Annotated in this window: 11 protein-coding genes; 5 read left to right on the top strand and 6 right to left on the bottom strand. The window is 48.9% G+C overall.

Features of this window, described 5'->3' with window-relative positions; translation table 11 throughout:
* Positions 1-2 precede the first annotated feature (2 nt).
* Positions 3-230, bottom strand: coding sequence for a helix-turn-helix transcriptional regulator (locus OGV67_RS05600; RefSeq protein ID WP_031602044.1), 228 nt, complete (start codon positions 228-230; stop codon positions 3-5).
* Positions 231-931: 701 nt separating this feature from the next.
* Complete coding sequence (locus tag OGV67_RS05595; protein WP_052194464.1) at positions 932-2,536, bottom strand: MFS transporter; 1,605 nt, start codon at positions 2,534-2,536, stop codon at positions 932-934.
* A 627-nt stretch (positions 2,537-3,163) separates the two neighbouring features.
* On the opposite strand from OGV67_RS05595, the gene OGV67_RS05590 reads away from it, so the two are divergent.
* The gene (locus OGV67_RS05590) at positions 3,164-4,588 is read left to right on the top strand and encodes a glucose/sorbosone family PQQ-dependent dehydrogenase (RefSeq protein ID WP_199976271.1); all 1,425 of its coding nucleotides are present in this window, start codon (positions 3,164-3,166) and stop codon (positions 4,586-4,588) included.
* Positions 4,589-4,630: 42 nt separating this feature from the next.
* Here OGV67_RS05590 and OGV67_RS05585 read toward each other — a convergent pair whose 3' ends face one another.
* The 3 genes from OGV67_RS05585 to gap form a co-directional block, all read right to left on the bottom strand.
* Complete coding sequence (locus OGV67_RS05585) at positions 4,631-6,193, bottom strand: sensor domain-containing diguanylate cyclase (protein ID WP_012131422.1); 1,563 nt, start codon at positions 6,191-6,193, stop codon at positions 4,631-4,633.
* Positions 6,190-8,733, bottom strand: coding sequence for an oxygen-sensing cyclic-di-GMP phosphodiesterase DosP (gene dosP, locus OGV67_RS05580; protein ID WP_112001802.1), 2,544 nt, complete (start codon positions 8,731-8,733; stop codon positions 6,190-6,192). The genes OGV67_RS05585 and dosP overlap by 4 nt, the downstream gene beginning before the upstream one ends.
* A 384-nt stretch (positions 8,734-9,117) precedes the next feature.
* Entirely contained in the window at positions 9,118-10,119 is a 1,002-nt protein-coding gene (gene gap, locus OGV67_RS05575; protein WP_012131419.1) for a type I glyceraldehyde-3-phosphate dehydrogenase, read from the bottom strand.
* Between the two features lie 182 nt (positions 10,120-10,301).
* Here gap and OGV67_RS05570 point away from each other — a divergent pair, with 182 nt between their 5' ends.
* Entirely contained in the window at positions 10,302-10,643 is a 342-nt protein-coding gene (locus tag OGV67_RS05570; protein ID WP_071818848.1) for a helix-turn-helix transcriptional regulator, read from the top strand.
* Positions 10,644-10,854: 211 nt separating this feature from the next.
* On the opposite strand, the gene OGV67_RS05565 is transcribed toward OGV67_RS05570, so the two are convergent.
* Entirely contained in the window at positions 10,855-11,757 is a 903-nt protein-coding gene (locus OGV67_RS05565; protein ID WP_047462258.1) for a LysR family transcriptional regulator, read from the bottom strand.
* Between the two features lie 525 nt (positions 11,758-12,282).
* Between OGV67_RS05565 and OGV67_RS05560 the strand changes: the two genes are divergently transcribed.
* The 3 genes from OGV67_RS05560 (at position 12,283) to OGV67_RS05550 (ending at position 15,199) form a co-directional block, all read left to right on the top strand.
* Positions 12,283-12,963: a hydrolase gene (locus OGV67_RS05560; protein ID WP_012131416.1), complete on the top strand. Its 681-nt coding sequence runs from the start codon at positions 12,283-12,285 to the stop codon at positions 12,961-12,963.
* 65 nt (positions 12,964-13,028) lie between these two features.
* Positions 13,029-13,307 carry a XapX domain-containing protein gene (locus OGV67_RS05555; protein ID WP_012131415.1) on the top strand — a complete coding sequence of 93 codons (279 nt, stop codon included), beginning with the start codon at positions 13,029-13,031 and terminating at the stop codon, positions 13,305-13,307.
* Positions 13,304-15,199: an amidohydrolase gene (locus OGV67_RS05550; protein WP_058667793.1), complete on the top strand. Its 1,896-nt coding sequence runs from the start codon at positions 13,304-13,306 to the stop codon at positions 15,197-15,199. Before OGV67_RS05555 ends, OGV67_RS05550 begins: the two co-directional genes overlap by 4 nt.
* Positions 15,200-15,204: the final 5 nt, after the last annotated feature.

The raw sequence follows: 15,204 nt of genomic DNA, 5'->3' as shown, positions 1-15,204 counted from the left end.
ATTTAGGAGTTTAATTTTCTATTGAGAATATTTTTCTCTATCCATTCATTAACTTCATGCTCCACCCATGCAACAGAACGAGAACCGATAGAAACTTGGTTCGGAAATTCATCATTCTTTATCTTTAGATAAATTGTTGACTTGGGTAAGCCAGTCAAATTAATCACTTCAGATATTCTCAGAAGTCTATAGTTTTTTTGGGGTGCGTTTTCCCGAGGCAATAAGCTCATGGCTATGTCCTTCACATTAGATATTTATTCTAAGACTTAATTAGTCTCTATTGGGTGTATATATACTTGCACAGAAGAATTAATACGTAAAGAATGACACCTTCAAACTTATTCAAATAATTTGAATGGTGAATAATGGTGAATAATAGTTAATGTTAGGGAATATTACTGAGTGACAACCTTTGCCAGTGCTTGTTAATCTCTGATAATGATGAAATTTGATGAACAATATATGTAACAATTTGTAAATCAAAGGCTACATTGGTTGGGTTGGGTTGGGCTGGGCTGGGCTGAGCTGGGCTGGGCTGGGCTGGGCTGGGCTGGGCTGGGCTGGGCTGGGCTGGGCTGGGCTGGGCTGGGCTGGGCTGGGCTGGGCTGGGCTGGGCTGGGGAAAATACACCCAGTCCATAAAAAGCACTAATTTTTTCTTATGTGTATAACTAAGTGTATAGAATTTTAATTCCAGTATTTATATATTCATAAAAATCAACTCATTAATTCATCAATCATATTCCTGCAGGGGACACCATACATACCTCTCCTGACGTCTGCCGGGTTCAGTAAAACCGCCACAATCAGCCATCGTCTTGTGATTTTGCATTTCTACATTGCCACGAGGCAGACAGGATGATGCGTGATTCAGTCCTGCCGCCCCACAACGTTCTATTATTCACCAGACGGTATAAGCTGAACGCTTATTCTTATTCCTCTTGTATGACAAAGGATTCCGCTACACTCGCAGAAAAATAGTGTGTTGCTTTTTTATTCAGAATGACGTCATCCAGTTGCTGCTGTATTTGTCTGTCATCGACAGTCGCTCTGTCGTGCTGACGCAGATGTTCAGCCAATGACGACACCATGAATGTTTCAATAAATTCATTGGATTTCTCAGGAACTACAAACAGTCCCCAGGCGTAACCGCCATCCCTTAACCGGATATTTTTTAACTTTTTCATCAAACTGATAAATTGGCCATTCTTTTCAGCATCGACATGATAATAAACAGACACCAGCATCGGGCCGGTATGGCCGGTAATATCATTAAGACCGTCCTCAGCAAGGCTAAAGTGATCTGAATGCTGCAAGTTAATATTGTCATGGTCAATTTTTACCTTTAATACGCATAACCAGACAACGACAATACCGATTGCGGCAGAAAGTAATGCTGTGGTTACTGACGTATGCGAGGCAATTTGTCCCCAGACCAGAGAACCGAATGCCATTGACCCGGAAAATACGGTCAGGTACAAGGCCAGCCCTCTTGCGCGAACCCAGTCCGGGAGCGCTGTCTGGGCTGATATCATGAGCGTTGACAAGGTAATAATCCAGCTGAAACCAGCCACAATACTGGCGAAAATGGCGGCATATTGAGATGCTGCTCCGGCGAATATCAGTAATACGGCAGCAGTACCGAATGTTCCTGAGGTAATAAGAGCGCCGGCACTGAGTCGCTTACGCAGCGCGGGCAAACTGAATGCGCCACAGACAGCGCCGATCCCGATACTGGTTGTTAACACGCCATATAATGTTGCATCTCCCTGAAGTGAGAGTCTCACCACCAGCGGGAGCATTGCCCAATACGCGCTGGCAAAAACAAAGAAGCTGGCAGCCTTTATTATTGTTCTCATTAATTCAGGGCTGTAACGGGCATAACGCAAACCTGAAACCATTGCGGCAACAACAGATTCAGCCGGAAGACTCCCGTTCGTTTTTTCTTCTCCTTTCCACCACCATACCGCAGCAATAATCGCAATAAAACTCAACGCATTCAGAAGAAAAGGAAGATAAAGACCGACCTGTGAAATCAAAATACCGGCCAGCGCGGGCCCGATCGCCCGGCTGATGTTAATACCCATACTATTTAACGCAATCCCGGATTTTAATTCATGAGGTTCAACAATAGCAGGTACAATGGCCTGCCATGCCGGGCCTAAAAACGCGGCGCCGGACCCGAGAATAAACGTGATGAATAATAACCATCCGATACTGACAACATTAAAATAGACGATAATTGCGAGCAGAGACGCGGCACACAGCATCATAATATTAACAAGAATAAGTAATTTTCTCTTGTCGAAAATATCCGCAATAGCCCCCGCAGGTAACGCCAGCAAGAATACGGGCAGCGTGGTCATTGCCTGAATAGCGGCAATCATGACAGGGTCCGGGCTTAAATTGGTCATCAACCAACCGGCGCCAACATCATTCATCCAGGTCCCGATATTGGAAAAGAGTGTGGCTATCCATAACATGAAGAAAACACGGTTACGTAAAGGTGACCATGCTGATGAATGTTGTTCTGCCATATAAATATGCCCTCCAGCTTAAGATGACCGGTAATCATTTACTTGTCACAGATATCAACGATATCGTAATCAAAATACAAAACAGGAAAAGAAGATTTATGGGGAATATTTAGATACAGTCCCTTATCTCATGACATTACCTTTTATAAAAATAAATAACAAGAATTAAAATCCGCGTTCAGACAATACCATCTCCGGTAGAAATGTGCCTGATAATCCTTAAATAAAGTGTTATCACTGAAAAATAGAGATTATTCATGGACATCACTCTCATTATAGAACACAACTACATAATCCAGTGGGTGAAAATCAACATTAACAACACATGTCGGACAGTGAATTTCAAAAAATGAGACAATAAATTCATATCGCGATATTGTGAGAAGCCAACAAATGAACCTCTAACAACTGCCAGAGAAAACATTCAGTACAAACAACACGTTAAACAACCCCCCAATGCCGACACACCCAAATCGACTTATTCCACCTTATCGCAACAGATTCATTTTTAATAAATTATCGGCTTCTGGCGCAACTTGACAAATTACCTCTCAAGGACAATAGTTGTTACATCTTTGAAAATTTCGACATCCGTCGAAACTATTTATCATATACAGGAACGCAATGATGAATAATAAAATAAAGCGCATCAGTCAGGCTGTTACGTTAGCCCTTGCCATATCTGGCGTTAGTTATGCCGCAACCTCATCACAGGCCGCAAATTCAAAACAAACCGAGATACAAGCCTCAGAACCTTTTTCCGCGCATGTCCTCATTAGCGGGCTTGATGCCCCGTGGGATATGGTGTGGGGGCCGGATGATTATTTATGGGTAACCGAACGTAAAGCCGCTTCTATCGATCGTATCAACCCGAAAACCGGTGAGAAAAAAGTCGCCATTACGCTGAGCAGGGTTCATACCGGGCCGCAGCATGAAGGCGTTCTGGGCCTGGCGTTGTCACCGAACTTCATGAAACCGGGTGGCGATAATTATGTTTATACGGCCTATACCTATATGAACGGCGACAAGGAACACGCCAAAATCGTTCGCCTGGAATATGACGAAAAAACCCAGAAGCTAGGTAATGAAAAAGAGATCCTGGCTGGATTCCCGGCGGGCAATGACCACAACGGTGGACGCCTGCGCTTTGGCCCGGACGGGAAGTTGTATTATACCATCGGTGAACAAGGGCATAACCAGGGCGCGAATTTCTGTAAACCTATCGAAGCTCAGCGTATTCCCACTGAGAATGAACTGAAGAATAAAGACTATGCCGCCTATGCCGGTAAAGTGCTGCGTCTGAATACCGATGGTTCTATTCCAGATGATAACCCCGTTATTAAAGGCATCAAAAGCCACCTGTTTACTTACGGACACCGTAACCCTCAGGGACTGGTATTTATTGGCGATACCCTTTACGCATCCGAACAAGGGCCATCCTCCGATGACGAGCTGAATATCCTCGAACCCGGCGGCAACTATGGCTGGCCACACGTTGCCGGTTTCCAGGACGATCAGGCTTATGTTTATGCCAACTACTCTGAAGCGGCGAATTGCCCGTCTCTGACCTGGGACCCTAACCATATTCCGGCAGGCGTTCCGGTCCAGAAAGAAACAGAGTGGAAAGCCGCAGACTTTAAAGCGCCGATTAAAACGTTCTTTACGGTCAAAGAAGGCTTTACCTATAACGACGCCAGCTGCGGCCCGGATTCTTCATATATCTGCTGGCCGACAATTGCACCATCCAGCGTGGCATACTACCCGGAAAACGGCGTAATTAAAGGCTGGCGAAACTCGGTGATTATCAGCTCCATGAAAAATGGCGCGCTGTACCGTGTTCTGCTGAATGCCGATAAGAAAGATGTTCAGGGTGACGTCGCGAAATATTTCCACACGGCAAACCGTTACCGCATGGTGCTGGTCAGCCCGGACACCCGTAAAATCTACGTGGCGACGGATAACTTTGGTAATGTGATGGATGAATCCAACCATCCAACGCATAATCTGAGTAACCCGGGTTCTATTATCGTCTTTGAATACACGGGCAAATAATTCAATAACAGGCGAATACGAATAAGGTATTCGCCTGCTTTTTTATCCTGCGACCACCTGGTTTCTGCCCGCCTGTTTCGCCTGGTACATCAATTCATCAGCCCGTTTCAGCGCCTGAGAGACAGAGTCAACGCCCGACGGCCACACCGTCACGCCAAGAGAAATGGTGATATGCCCTACCGTCTCTATCTTTGCGGCGGCGACCTCTTTTCTCAGCCGCTCCGCAATATCCGCCGCAGCCTCTACCGACGTCTCCGGGAAAAACATCATAAACTCCTCTCCTCCCATACGGCAGGCGGTATCATTTTTACGACAGCTTCGCTTCAGCAGCTGCGCCAGCGCTTTTAACGTAACATCGCCAATGTCATGACCAAACGTGTCGTTGACGGCTTTGAAGCGATCGATATCCAGAGAAATCACCGCAAACTGTCGCTGCTGATGTTCGTATTCAGCCAGCAGTTTCTCTGCCGCCCGTCGGTTGACCAGCCCGGTAAGCGGGTCAGTGCTGGCCTGATCGTTCAGCCATTTCATTTTCTCCCGGATTAATTCCATTCCCTGAAGCAACGCGCGCCTGAGTCGGGAGGCTTCGATATACCATGATCGAACGTTTCGTACTTTTTCTGCGGACTCATCGCTGTCCATCGAAATGGCGTGATCCGCCAGTTGACGCAATGGTCTGACGATTTCATTCCCCAGCCACCAGAGAATAAACAACCCCACAATACCCAGCGGTACAACGCCGCGTATCATTTGCCACATGAGCCCATCAAGCGCAGTAAGGGTTTTATCTTTTGGTTTTTGCGCCACAACGCCCCAGCCCGAGGTGTTTATACTGGCATACCCCGCCAGCATTTCCACGCCACGGGAGTTTGTCACCTCCATCGCGCCGCTCAGCCCTTGCTCCACGGCTTTCACTGCGGCATTGCCTTCCTCTTTTTCCCCTCTGCGGGCCGGATCGGGGTGATATAAGAGCTGGTCATTTTTATCAACGACATAAATATAGCTGTCATCATTGCGGAAATGATTAGAAATGAGCGCAGAAAGAACGTTGCTTCTTTGCAGATAAATCGCGCCGCCAATAAAACCGAGGTATTTCCCCTGCGCATTCCTGACGGGATGTGAAATATACACCACCAGATTACCGGACAGAGAATTGTAGGCGCTGCTGACCGTCGGCTGCATTTCTTTGAGAGCCTCGACGCCGCCTGGCGTGGTCAGCATTTTCCCCTTCAGGTTCAGGGATTCAGGCAGCACGCCAATAATTTTGCCTTTTTCATCCACCAGCGTAACGGAATCAAAACCAAAATCTCGCCGCTGCATCCTCATCATTTCACCAGAGATAATGCTCTCATCATCGAAATGCTGACCGATGACGCTCGCACTGTATTCCAGACGCTCCATGAAAACCGCCAGATACAAATCAATAGTGGAAGCAATCCTCTCCGCATATGCCTGGTTTTCACTGAGTTCATTCTCAATAAGTACCTGCTTCTGGACACGCCAGGCTGAATAGAAACTATTGAAAAGAGTAAGGAGGGTCATCAGAAACGCAAAAGCAATAATAAGCAGACGCAAATTCAGCATCTGTAACAGTTTTTTCTTCATGATTGTGCATCCTGCAAGGGTGAACGGTAAGCCTCTAGCCATACCGGTAACGTATTCGCCGACAATGGTCGGGAAAAAAGAAATCCCTGAAGTACGGAACAGCCCATTTTTCTCAGTTGCTGATGCTGATGGGTATTTTCCACACCTTCCGCCACAACCGTCAGGTCGAGGTTATGCCCAATACTGACAACCGCTTCGACCAGCGCATTGACGCGACGATCGCGGGCGAACCGGTCAATGAAGCTTTTATCAATTTTGACCTCCGTCACCGGCAGATACGCCAAGCTGGCCAGACTGGAAAAGCCGGTGCCGAAATCATCCATTGAGACCCCCGCGCCCATCGCACGAATCTCCCTGACCCGCGCAAGCATCTCGTCCGTCAGTTCCATCATGGCGCTTTCCGTAATTTCAATGGTCAGGATATTGCCGGGCAGCTGATATTCATTCAGCAGGTCGGCGATATAACGGGGTAAATCAGGCTTACGGAAGTTATGGGCAGACAGGTTTACAGATACTGCCGACACATTCGTGCCCTTTTCCCGCCATTCAAAAAGCTGTCGGCAGACTTCACGCAGCGCCCAGAGGCCGATATGCTCTATCTCTCCCGTCTCTTCAGCCAGAGGAATAAACGTCCCTGGAGAGATGTCGCCAGCGTGCGGATCGTGCCATCGGGTCAGCGCTTCAAAACCGTATACCTGCCCGTCCGCAGCCCTGATCTGAGGCTGATATTCCAGCCGCAAATGCCCCTCCGTAATCGCATTTCGCAGCGCCATGCCCAGTTTCAGACGTTGCATGACGGCCTGATTCAGTTCCGGGTTAAAAAACTGATAGCTTCCACCGCTTTCACGTACCCGCTCCATCGCGCTCTCGGCGTGGGCCAGCAGCGTTTCCCTGTCGCCGCCAATGGAATGGCTGATCCCAATACAGGCTTTAAGCTCGAAGGTCTGCCCGGCGGCGCTCATTTCAGCGCCAACGATATGCTGCATAAGCTCAGCCAGGTGTGAGGCCTCATCAACACGACAGGCGCTCGCCACCACAACAAACTGCGCGCCACCCACCCGGCTGATAAAGTGATGCGGCCCGAACCTCTCCTGCAAGCGGTTAGCCAGCGTGATAATCACCTGGTCGCCAGCGGAATACCCCAGTGACTCATTCACCTTACGAAAACGGTTAATATCGAGGAAAAACACGGCGAGTTCCGGTTCGTTACCCGACAGCAGTTTATCCAGATGGTGATAGAGATACTGACGATTGGGCAGCCCCGTAAGGGCATCGAACCGAACCAGCCGGTCGATTTGCTGGCGACCTTCCTCCCGCTCAATCGCCAGAGCGCAAAGATGAACGCTGGCATCGGCAATGCGAACCAGAAATGTATCCGGCTCATTCTGTGTCCTGAAATAAAAAGCAAACGTCCCTGCCACGGAACCATCTCGACGTTTTACAGGGTATGTCCAGCATGCCCGAAAACCATGAGGCAACATCTGATGTTTATAGGGAGCCCATAGAGGATCGGTGCTGATATCCTGGACCATGACGGGCTCGCCACGCACAGCACAAGTACCGCAGCTTGCCACGCCTTCACCGACGGCCACGCCATCCCAGTATTCACCATATTCTTTTGGAAAACCGGGAGCTGCCCACGGGCGCATCCGGTTATCGACGATCCGGCATACCGAGACCAGTACGCCTGGCGCAATATTTCCAATTCGCTGGCAGATGTAATCACCCGTTTCCTGGAAAGTCATCCGGCTGGTCAGCGCGGCCAGTACATCCCGTTCCAGATTACGAATATTACGTTCTTCCGTAATATCAACGAAGGTTACGACAAGGTTACGGGTCTGGCGGTGGTCACGCTCATTGAGGACAGGGTTTACCGAAACCCGGCTCCAGACTTCCCTGCCGTTTCTGGTCGCGGTGAGGAGTTCTTCCTGAAACCAGCGACTTCCCCGCAGATGTTCTTCCACACGCTTTAGCGCGTCATCGCTGTTTCCTGAAGACAGCAGGAAATCAGGGAATACCTGGTTCATGGCTTCATCTGCGCCATATCCAAACATGCTGGTGAACGCACGGTTGGTCTGGACAATACGACGTTGTTCATCCAGAACAACCACGGCTCTGTCCGTATTATTGACGGCAAGCAACAACAGACGGTTTTGCTCGCGCCTGGCCACCTCTTTGCTGACGTCCCGGGCGGCGGCCATGTAGTGGATGCGGCCATCCACGTCTATTTTGGAGAGCGAAAAGCTGGTCCAGACCTGCGTGCCGTCTTTTCGTTCCAGTTGAAGTTCACGATTCATCCCGACAACCCGGGAATTTCCCCCGTCGCGGTGATGGTGGACATAATCCCCATGAACATGCTTCAGAGGCCCGGGAATTAATATATTCATATCCCGGCCAAGCACTTCATCCCTGGAATAGCCCCACAATTTCTCTGCGGCTTCGTTAAAGAACAGAACCCGGTTACGCTCGTCGACGAGGACAACCGCCATGAACGTCTGCTCAAGAGCAGGAAACAGAATATTGTCAGCCGCAGCTTTCATTTTCAGATAACTCCTCAACAGATAATGCCTGACTGACGGAAAGTCGCATTATCCTGAACAATTGTCCCTGCAAACCACAGCCTCAGGCAGGCCGATACATGGTGATGACGTCACCTGCCGCGTTTCGCTATTCAAACCCTGTAGGAAAAGTCTACTGAAGCAAACGGATTACTTCCACTCAGCGGTATAAAATATGTCACGCTTATCATGCCTGCTATTCCTTTTCTGCCCGGTTCCTTTTCTTACGCAGTACGAAGCCATGTTTGCCGTTTTCATTACCTGAACGACAGCGCACATCAACAATAAAAATCTGACATAACCTAAATTTATATCACCATTTAAAAACCCCCGCATTTTTGTGCAGGGGTTTCTTTTCAACAAAAATCAGAGGGAAATATACTTCTTCAATACTCTGACCAACTGGGTCACAAACCCGTATTCATTATCATACCAGGCGACCGTTTTGACCAGTTGCACGCCATCAAATTCGGTCACTTCCGTTTGGGTCGCATCAAAAACGGAACCAAAATGGATGCCAATAATATCAGACGATACAATTGGCTCATCCGTATAGCCAAATGACTCATTATCAACTGTTGCATTTCTCAGCGCGTTATTGACCTCTTCAACGGTGACGGTCTTATTCAGGACGGTCACTAACTCCGTCACTGAACCCGTTTTTACCGGAATACGCTGGGCATGACCTTTCAGTTTCCCGTTAAGTTCAGGAATAACAAGACCAATCGCTTTGGCCGCCCCCGTCGTATGCGGGATAATATTTTCCGCCGCAGCACGAGAAGCCCTGAAGTCTTTACCTCGGGGACCATCCACCAGAGCCTGGGTGCCGGTATAAGCATGTACCGTCGTCATCGTGCCGACGTTAATACCAAAGGCGTCATTCAGGGCTTTTGCCACCGGCGCCAGACAGTTTGTCGTACAGGACGCAACGGAAATAATGTTATCAGCAGAAGTGAGCGTTTCATCATTCACATGATAAACGATGGTCTTCATATCGCCAGCAGGCGCGGAGATAAGCACTTTTTTCGCTCCGGCTTCAATATGGGCATTCGCTTTTTCTGCTGAGGTATAAAAACCGGTACATTCCACAACAACATCAATACCCAGGCTACCCCAGGGGATATCACCCGCATTTTTCTCAGCAAATACTTTGATGACTTTACCATTGACGATAATTGAACCGTCAGCATGGGAAACCGTGCCGTTAAAGGGACCATAGTTTGAATCATATTTCAGCAAATAAGCCAAAACATCCGGCGAGGTAAGATCGTTTATAGCGACAATTTCCACATTCAGTTCGGTTTCCAGAATCCGGCGTAATACCAGTCTACCAATACGACCGAAACCATTGATGCCAATTCTTTTCATATTCAATCCTCAAAATAAAAGCACTCATAAGACACTACCAACATACACAACAAGGTTGCCGATGCTGTATAATTTTATTGCTGATTATCATCAAAAAAACTGCACAATAAAGTTCGATATAAGCATTATGATTATGATACGTTGATACATAATCAATAACCGAAAATGGCAGATGTATTATCATGTACAAAAGTGTGCTCGACGTTCTACTTGAATGGCTCCACAACAATACAGACAAACCATTACGAATTACTGACATAGCCGCGAGATCAGGATATTCTCCCTGGCACCTCCAGAGAATATTCAAGTCGCATACCGGCGTAACCCTTGGTCAGTATGTGACAGAGTTAAAATTAAATAAGGCCTTTGAACTTTTATCGACAACCAGGACACCGATAATGGATGTGTCCTTTATCGTAGGTTTTTCCAGTCAGCAAGCCTTTTCAAGACGATTCCATCAATACTTTGGGAAAACGCCAGGACAAGTCAGACGCGATATGACAGAAAAAAGAGAACGCGTTTAATTTCAACCGAACATCAGGTAAGCATAATTTTAAAGAGCAACGAACATCTTATCCCTTCTGGAATACCAGGGATTACATCGCTTTGATGATCATATGATAGTTATCAGCGTCGGCTTGACACGGCCATTTTATGTCACTGCCTGAGCCCATCAATACTCAAATAACATATTCACTATCCTGATTTAGTTGACAACATCAGCCCCTACATCACTCATGCTTTTTTAATCGGGTCGACGATGCCGGCAATTCTTTCGGCCAGAAATGGCAATAAGATCCGGGTCACTGCGCTGCGCTGGCGATGTTTTGGATACAGCGCGCTGATCGTCAGCGGAGGCGGCGAGTAATCAGACAATATCTGCACTAAAGCGCCTTGTTGCAGCGAGTCTTCAACGATAAAAAGCGGCAAAAGCGCAATACCGGCCCCCGCTTCTGCGGCCTCGCGGATCACGTCCCCGTTATTACTGCTCAGATTGCCTCTGACGGCATACGTATTCGGTGAATTTTCCTCCGTCAATTTCCAGCCGAATTGCCCCTCCCGACCATACAAAAGGCAGCTATGCTGCGCCAGTTCAGAAGGCGCCAGAGGCGTACCGTGCAAACGGAGATAATCCGGGCTGGCGCAAATCACCATCGGTAATTTACCCAGACAGCGAGCAATTAAGGTAGAGTCCATCAGGTTCCCGATGCGCAAAACCATATCGTAGCCTTCACCCACCACATCAACATATCTGTCATTCATATCAATATGAACGGTAAGTTCTGGATGCGCCGCCTGAAATTCAACAATCAGGGGGGCAAGTCGCCTGATGCCGTATGTCATCGGCAGGCTAATCCTGAATGACCCGGCCAGTTTTTGCTGCCGGGCGGAGATAACCTGCTCGGCTTCATGAACCTCTTCCAGAATGCGCCGGGCATGATGAAAAAAAGCCTGGCCGGTATCCGTAACGGACAACTTTCGGGTATTTCGCACCAGTAATCGGGCTGAAACTTTTTTCTCCAGCGCGGCCATTCTTCTGCTGACAAATTGTTTGGATAGACTCAGGTGTTCGGCTGCTGCTGTAAAACTTCCCATATTTACGATGGTTACAAAAATTCGAATATCTTCTAAATGCATTACTGTCACCAGATACGGGACGTATGATTGTCCTGTTATGAATACAGTCCCTATAATAGTTTACCGATGGTGAAATCGTAAACCCCATGAGTCATGACAAGGAACAATATTTAATAAATAATAAGTTTCCAAAAGTTTTCTTAAACATGTTGTATAAAATTCTTAAACAAGACATGAGAAAAATATGATTGTCACATTTTAAAAGACAGTGAGTAATGTTTTTGAACATTGATGTTAGCCATAAAACTTCTAAACTGAGTCTGTCGTCACATTCTGACCGACAGATCAAAATGATGGTAAAGATATTCCCCTGTCATTAATCAGATGACGGATGGATAACAAATAAAAAGGAAGAGTACGCGGATAAGGAACGAACATTGCTGACAGCACGTATACCGTAACATGAAATAAGTGCGACGGGAAAATGTTGAACGTCAGGAAGGAATAACACGGCATTATTCTCTTCGGGAATGCGCATTTCTAATCATGTTGTGCTTACACTATATTAGTTCAGGAGAAAGTGATATGTCTCATTACCTTGATGTCCTCACCCCGCAGAACAGTCAACTGATTTTTATCGACCAGCAACCCCAGATGGCCTTCGGGGTACAATCTATTGACCGTCAGGTACTGAAAAACAACGTTGTTGGCCTGGCCAAAGCGGCAAAACTGTTTAATATCCCCACCACCATCACGACCGTAGAAACCGAAAGTTTTTCCGGTAACACCTATCCCGAACTCCTGGCCGTTTTCCCGGAAAACAACATCCTGGAACGTACTTCAATGAACTCATGGGACGATCAGAACGTTCGTGATGCGCTGGCGGCGAATGGTCGTAAGAAAGTGATTGTTTCCGGTCTGTGGACGGAAGTCTGTAACACCACGTTTGCCCTGTGTGCAGTCAAAGACGCGGATTATCAAATCTATATGGTGGTTGATGCTTCCGGCGGCACCTCCGTTGATGCGCACAAATACGCTATCGATCGTATGGTTCAGGCAGGCATCGTACCGGTAACCTGGCAGCAGGTCATTCTTGAGTGGCAGCGCGACTGGGCCCGTAAAGAGACCTACAACGGCATTATGGATATCGTGCGTGAACACTCCGGCGCCTACGGCATGGGCGTCGATTATGCCTATACTATGGTTCATAAAGCGCCTGAGCGCGTACAACACGGCGAACGTATCGGCCCAAACCCGGCTAAATAACACCTCCAACTGATTTACGGCAGGCGTAATGCACCACGCATTGCGCCTGTCCTGATGAGGTCCGCATGAAAATGTATATCCTTTCTCTGGGTGCCGGACTTCTTGTCGGCATTATTTACAGTTTGCTGAATGTCCGCTCCCCCGCCCCACCGCTGATAGCCCTCCTTGGCTTGCTGGGAATGCTGGTCGGCGAACAAGTTATTCCGGTAGGCAAACAACTTCTGTCCGGCACAGCCTTTTCTTCAGCCTGTACCAAAACACATGCCATCAGCCATATCTTCGGGCAGCTCCCCGGCCGCCAGGCAGCTGAAGACAGTCATTCCTCAGAGGAGAAACGCTCATGACACAACATGTTGTCGCAGACGTTATTCTGCATCATGGTCTGTTTACCACTCTCGATAAAAGCAACCCAACCGCCAGCGCCGTCGCAGTCAAAGACGGGAAGTTTCTCGCGGTTGGCGGCGACGCTGAAATTATGGCCTTCGCAGGTCCGGTAACCAAAGTCGTCGACCTGAAAGGCAAACGGGTATTACCCGGGCTGATTGATAACCACACGCACGTAGTACGCGGCGGGCTTAATTACAATATGGAGCTTCGCTGGGATGGCGTACGTTCGCTGGCTGACGCGATGGATATGTTGCGTCGGCAGGTAGCCATCACCCCGGCACCGCAGTGGGTTCGCGTGGTTGGCGGTTTTACTGAACATCAGTTTGTGGAAAAGCGTCTGCCAACCATCGAAGAGATCAACGCCATTGCGCCGGACACCCCGGTGTTTCTGCTGCATCTCTATGACCGCGCGCTCCTGAACGCCGCGGCTTTGCGTGCCGTCGGGTATACAAAAGAGACGCCGGAACCACCCGGAGGCGAGATAACCCGCGATGCGAAAGGCAATCCTACCGGATTATTACTGGCACGCCCCAACGCAGGCATCCTTTATGCCACGCTGGCCAAAGGCCCCAAACTGCCGTTTGACTACCAGGTTAACTCCACCCGCCATTTCATGCGTGAGCTGAATCGCCTGGGCGTAACCGGTGTCATCGACGCCGGTGGCGGATTCCAGAATTACCCCGATGACTACGCCGTTATTCAGAAACTTGCAGATGAAAATCTGATGACCGTGCGCCTGGCCTATAACCTCTTCACGCAGAAACCCCAGGAAGAGAAAGAGGATTTCCTCAACTGGACCCGCTCCGTCACCTACAAACAGGGTAACGACTACTTCCGCCATAACGGCGCCGGTGAAATGCTGGTATTTTCAGCGGCGGATTTCGAAGACTTCCGCCAGCCGCGACCGGATATGCCGCCGGAAATGGAAGGCGAGCTGGAAGAAGTTGTTCGCATTCTGGCGGAAAACCGCTGGCCCTGGCGTCTGCATGCCACCTATGACGAGACCATTTCTCGCGCCCTTGATGTTTTTGAGAAGGTCAATCAGGATATCCCGCTTGAAGGGATTAACTGGTTCTTCGACCACGCCGAAACAATTTCTGAGCGTTCAATCGATCGTATCGCGGCGCTAGGCGGCGGTATTGCGGTTCAGCACCGTATGGCATATCAGGGCGAATATTTCGTTGAGCGTTACGGTGCCGGCGCTGCGGAAGCCACGCCGCCCATTGCCCGTATGCTGGAAAAAGGGGTGAAAGTGTCCGCCGGTACGGATGCTACCCGCGTAGCATCCTATAACCCGTGGGTTTCTCTCGCCTGGATGATCACCGGGAAAACCGTGGGAGGCATGCAGCTTTATCCGCGTCGTAACTGCCTGGATCGGGAAACAGCGCTCCGAATGTGGACGGAGAACGTCACCTGGTTCTCCAATGAAGAAGGTAAAAAAGGCCGTATTCAGGCCGGTCAGTTCGCTGACCTCATTGTGCCGGACAAAGACTTTTTTGCCTGCGCCGAGGATGAGATCTCCTTCCTGTCTTCAGAATTAACGATGGTGGGCGGAAAAATCGTCTGGGGGGCGGGTCCTTTCGAATCCCTGGATGACAATCCTGTCCCACCCGCGATGCCGGACTGGTCGCCAACGCGCACCTTCAAAGGCTACGCCGCATGGGGAGAGCCAGAAGGCGCGGGGAAAAACTCGCTTGCCGTACGACAAATGGCGATGGCCTCCTGCGGTTGCTCTCACGGCTGCGGCCTGCACGGGCACGATCATGCTGGCGCATGGACATCCAGCCTGCCGGTATCGGATCTGAAAGGGTTCTTTGGCGCGCTTGGCTGCTCCTGCTGGGCTGTCTGACCGTG

The organism is Citrobacter sp. CK188, assembly GCF_030333525.1.
Lineage (GTDB): Bacteria > Pseudomonadota > Gammaproteobacteria > Enterobacterales > Enterobacteriaceae > Citrobacter_B > Citrobacter_B koseri.
Note: the sequence above shows the minus strand (reverse complement) of the source record. Positions and strands in the feature narration are given on the sequence as shown.

Coding starts and splice junctions, on each gene's coding strand:
- OGV67_RS05600 (WP_031602044.1), bottom strand. CDS start 230: ATGAGCTTATTGCCTCGGGAAAACGCACCCCAAAAAAACTATAGACTT.
- OGV67_RS05595 (WP_052194464.1), bottom strand. CDS start 2,536: ATGGCAGAACAACATTCATCAGCATGGTCACCTTTACGTAACCGTGTT.
- OGV67_RS05590 (WP_199976271.1), top strand. CDS start 3,164: ATGAATAATAAAATAAAGCGCATCAGTCAGGCTGTTACGTTAGCCCTT.
- OGV67_RS05585 (WP_012131422.1), bottom strand. CDS start 6,193: ATGAAGAAAAAACTGTTACAGATGCTGAATTTGCGTCTGCTTATTATT.
- dosP (WP_112001802.1), bottom strand. CDS start 8,733: ATGAAAGCTGCGGCTGACAATATTCTGTTTCCTGCTCTTGAGCAGACG.
- gap (WP_012131419.1), bottom strand. CDS start 10,119: ATGAAAAGAATTGGCATCAATGGTTTCGGTCGTATTGGTAGACTGGTA.
- OGV67_RS05570 (WP_071818848.1), top strand. CDS start 10,302: ATGTACAAAAGTGTGCTCGACGTTCTACTTGAATGGCTCCACAACAAT.
- OGV67_RS05565 (WP_047462258.1), bottom strand. CDS start 11,757: ATGCATTTAGAAGATATTCGAATTTTTGTAACCATCGTAAATATGGGA.
- OGV67_RS05560 (WP_012131416.1), top strand. CDS start 12,283: ATGTCTCATTACCTTGATGTCCTCACCCCGCAGAACAGTCAACTGATT.
- OGV67_RS05555 (WP_012131415.1), top strand. CDS start 13,029: ATGAAAATGTATATCCTTTCTCTGGGTGCCGGACTTCTTGTCGGCATT.
- OGV67_RS05550 (WP_058667793.1), top strand. CDS start 13,304: ATGACACAACATGTTGTCGCAGACGTTATTCTGCATCATGGTCTGTTT.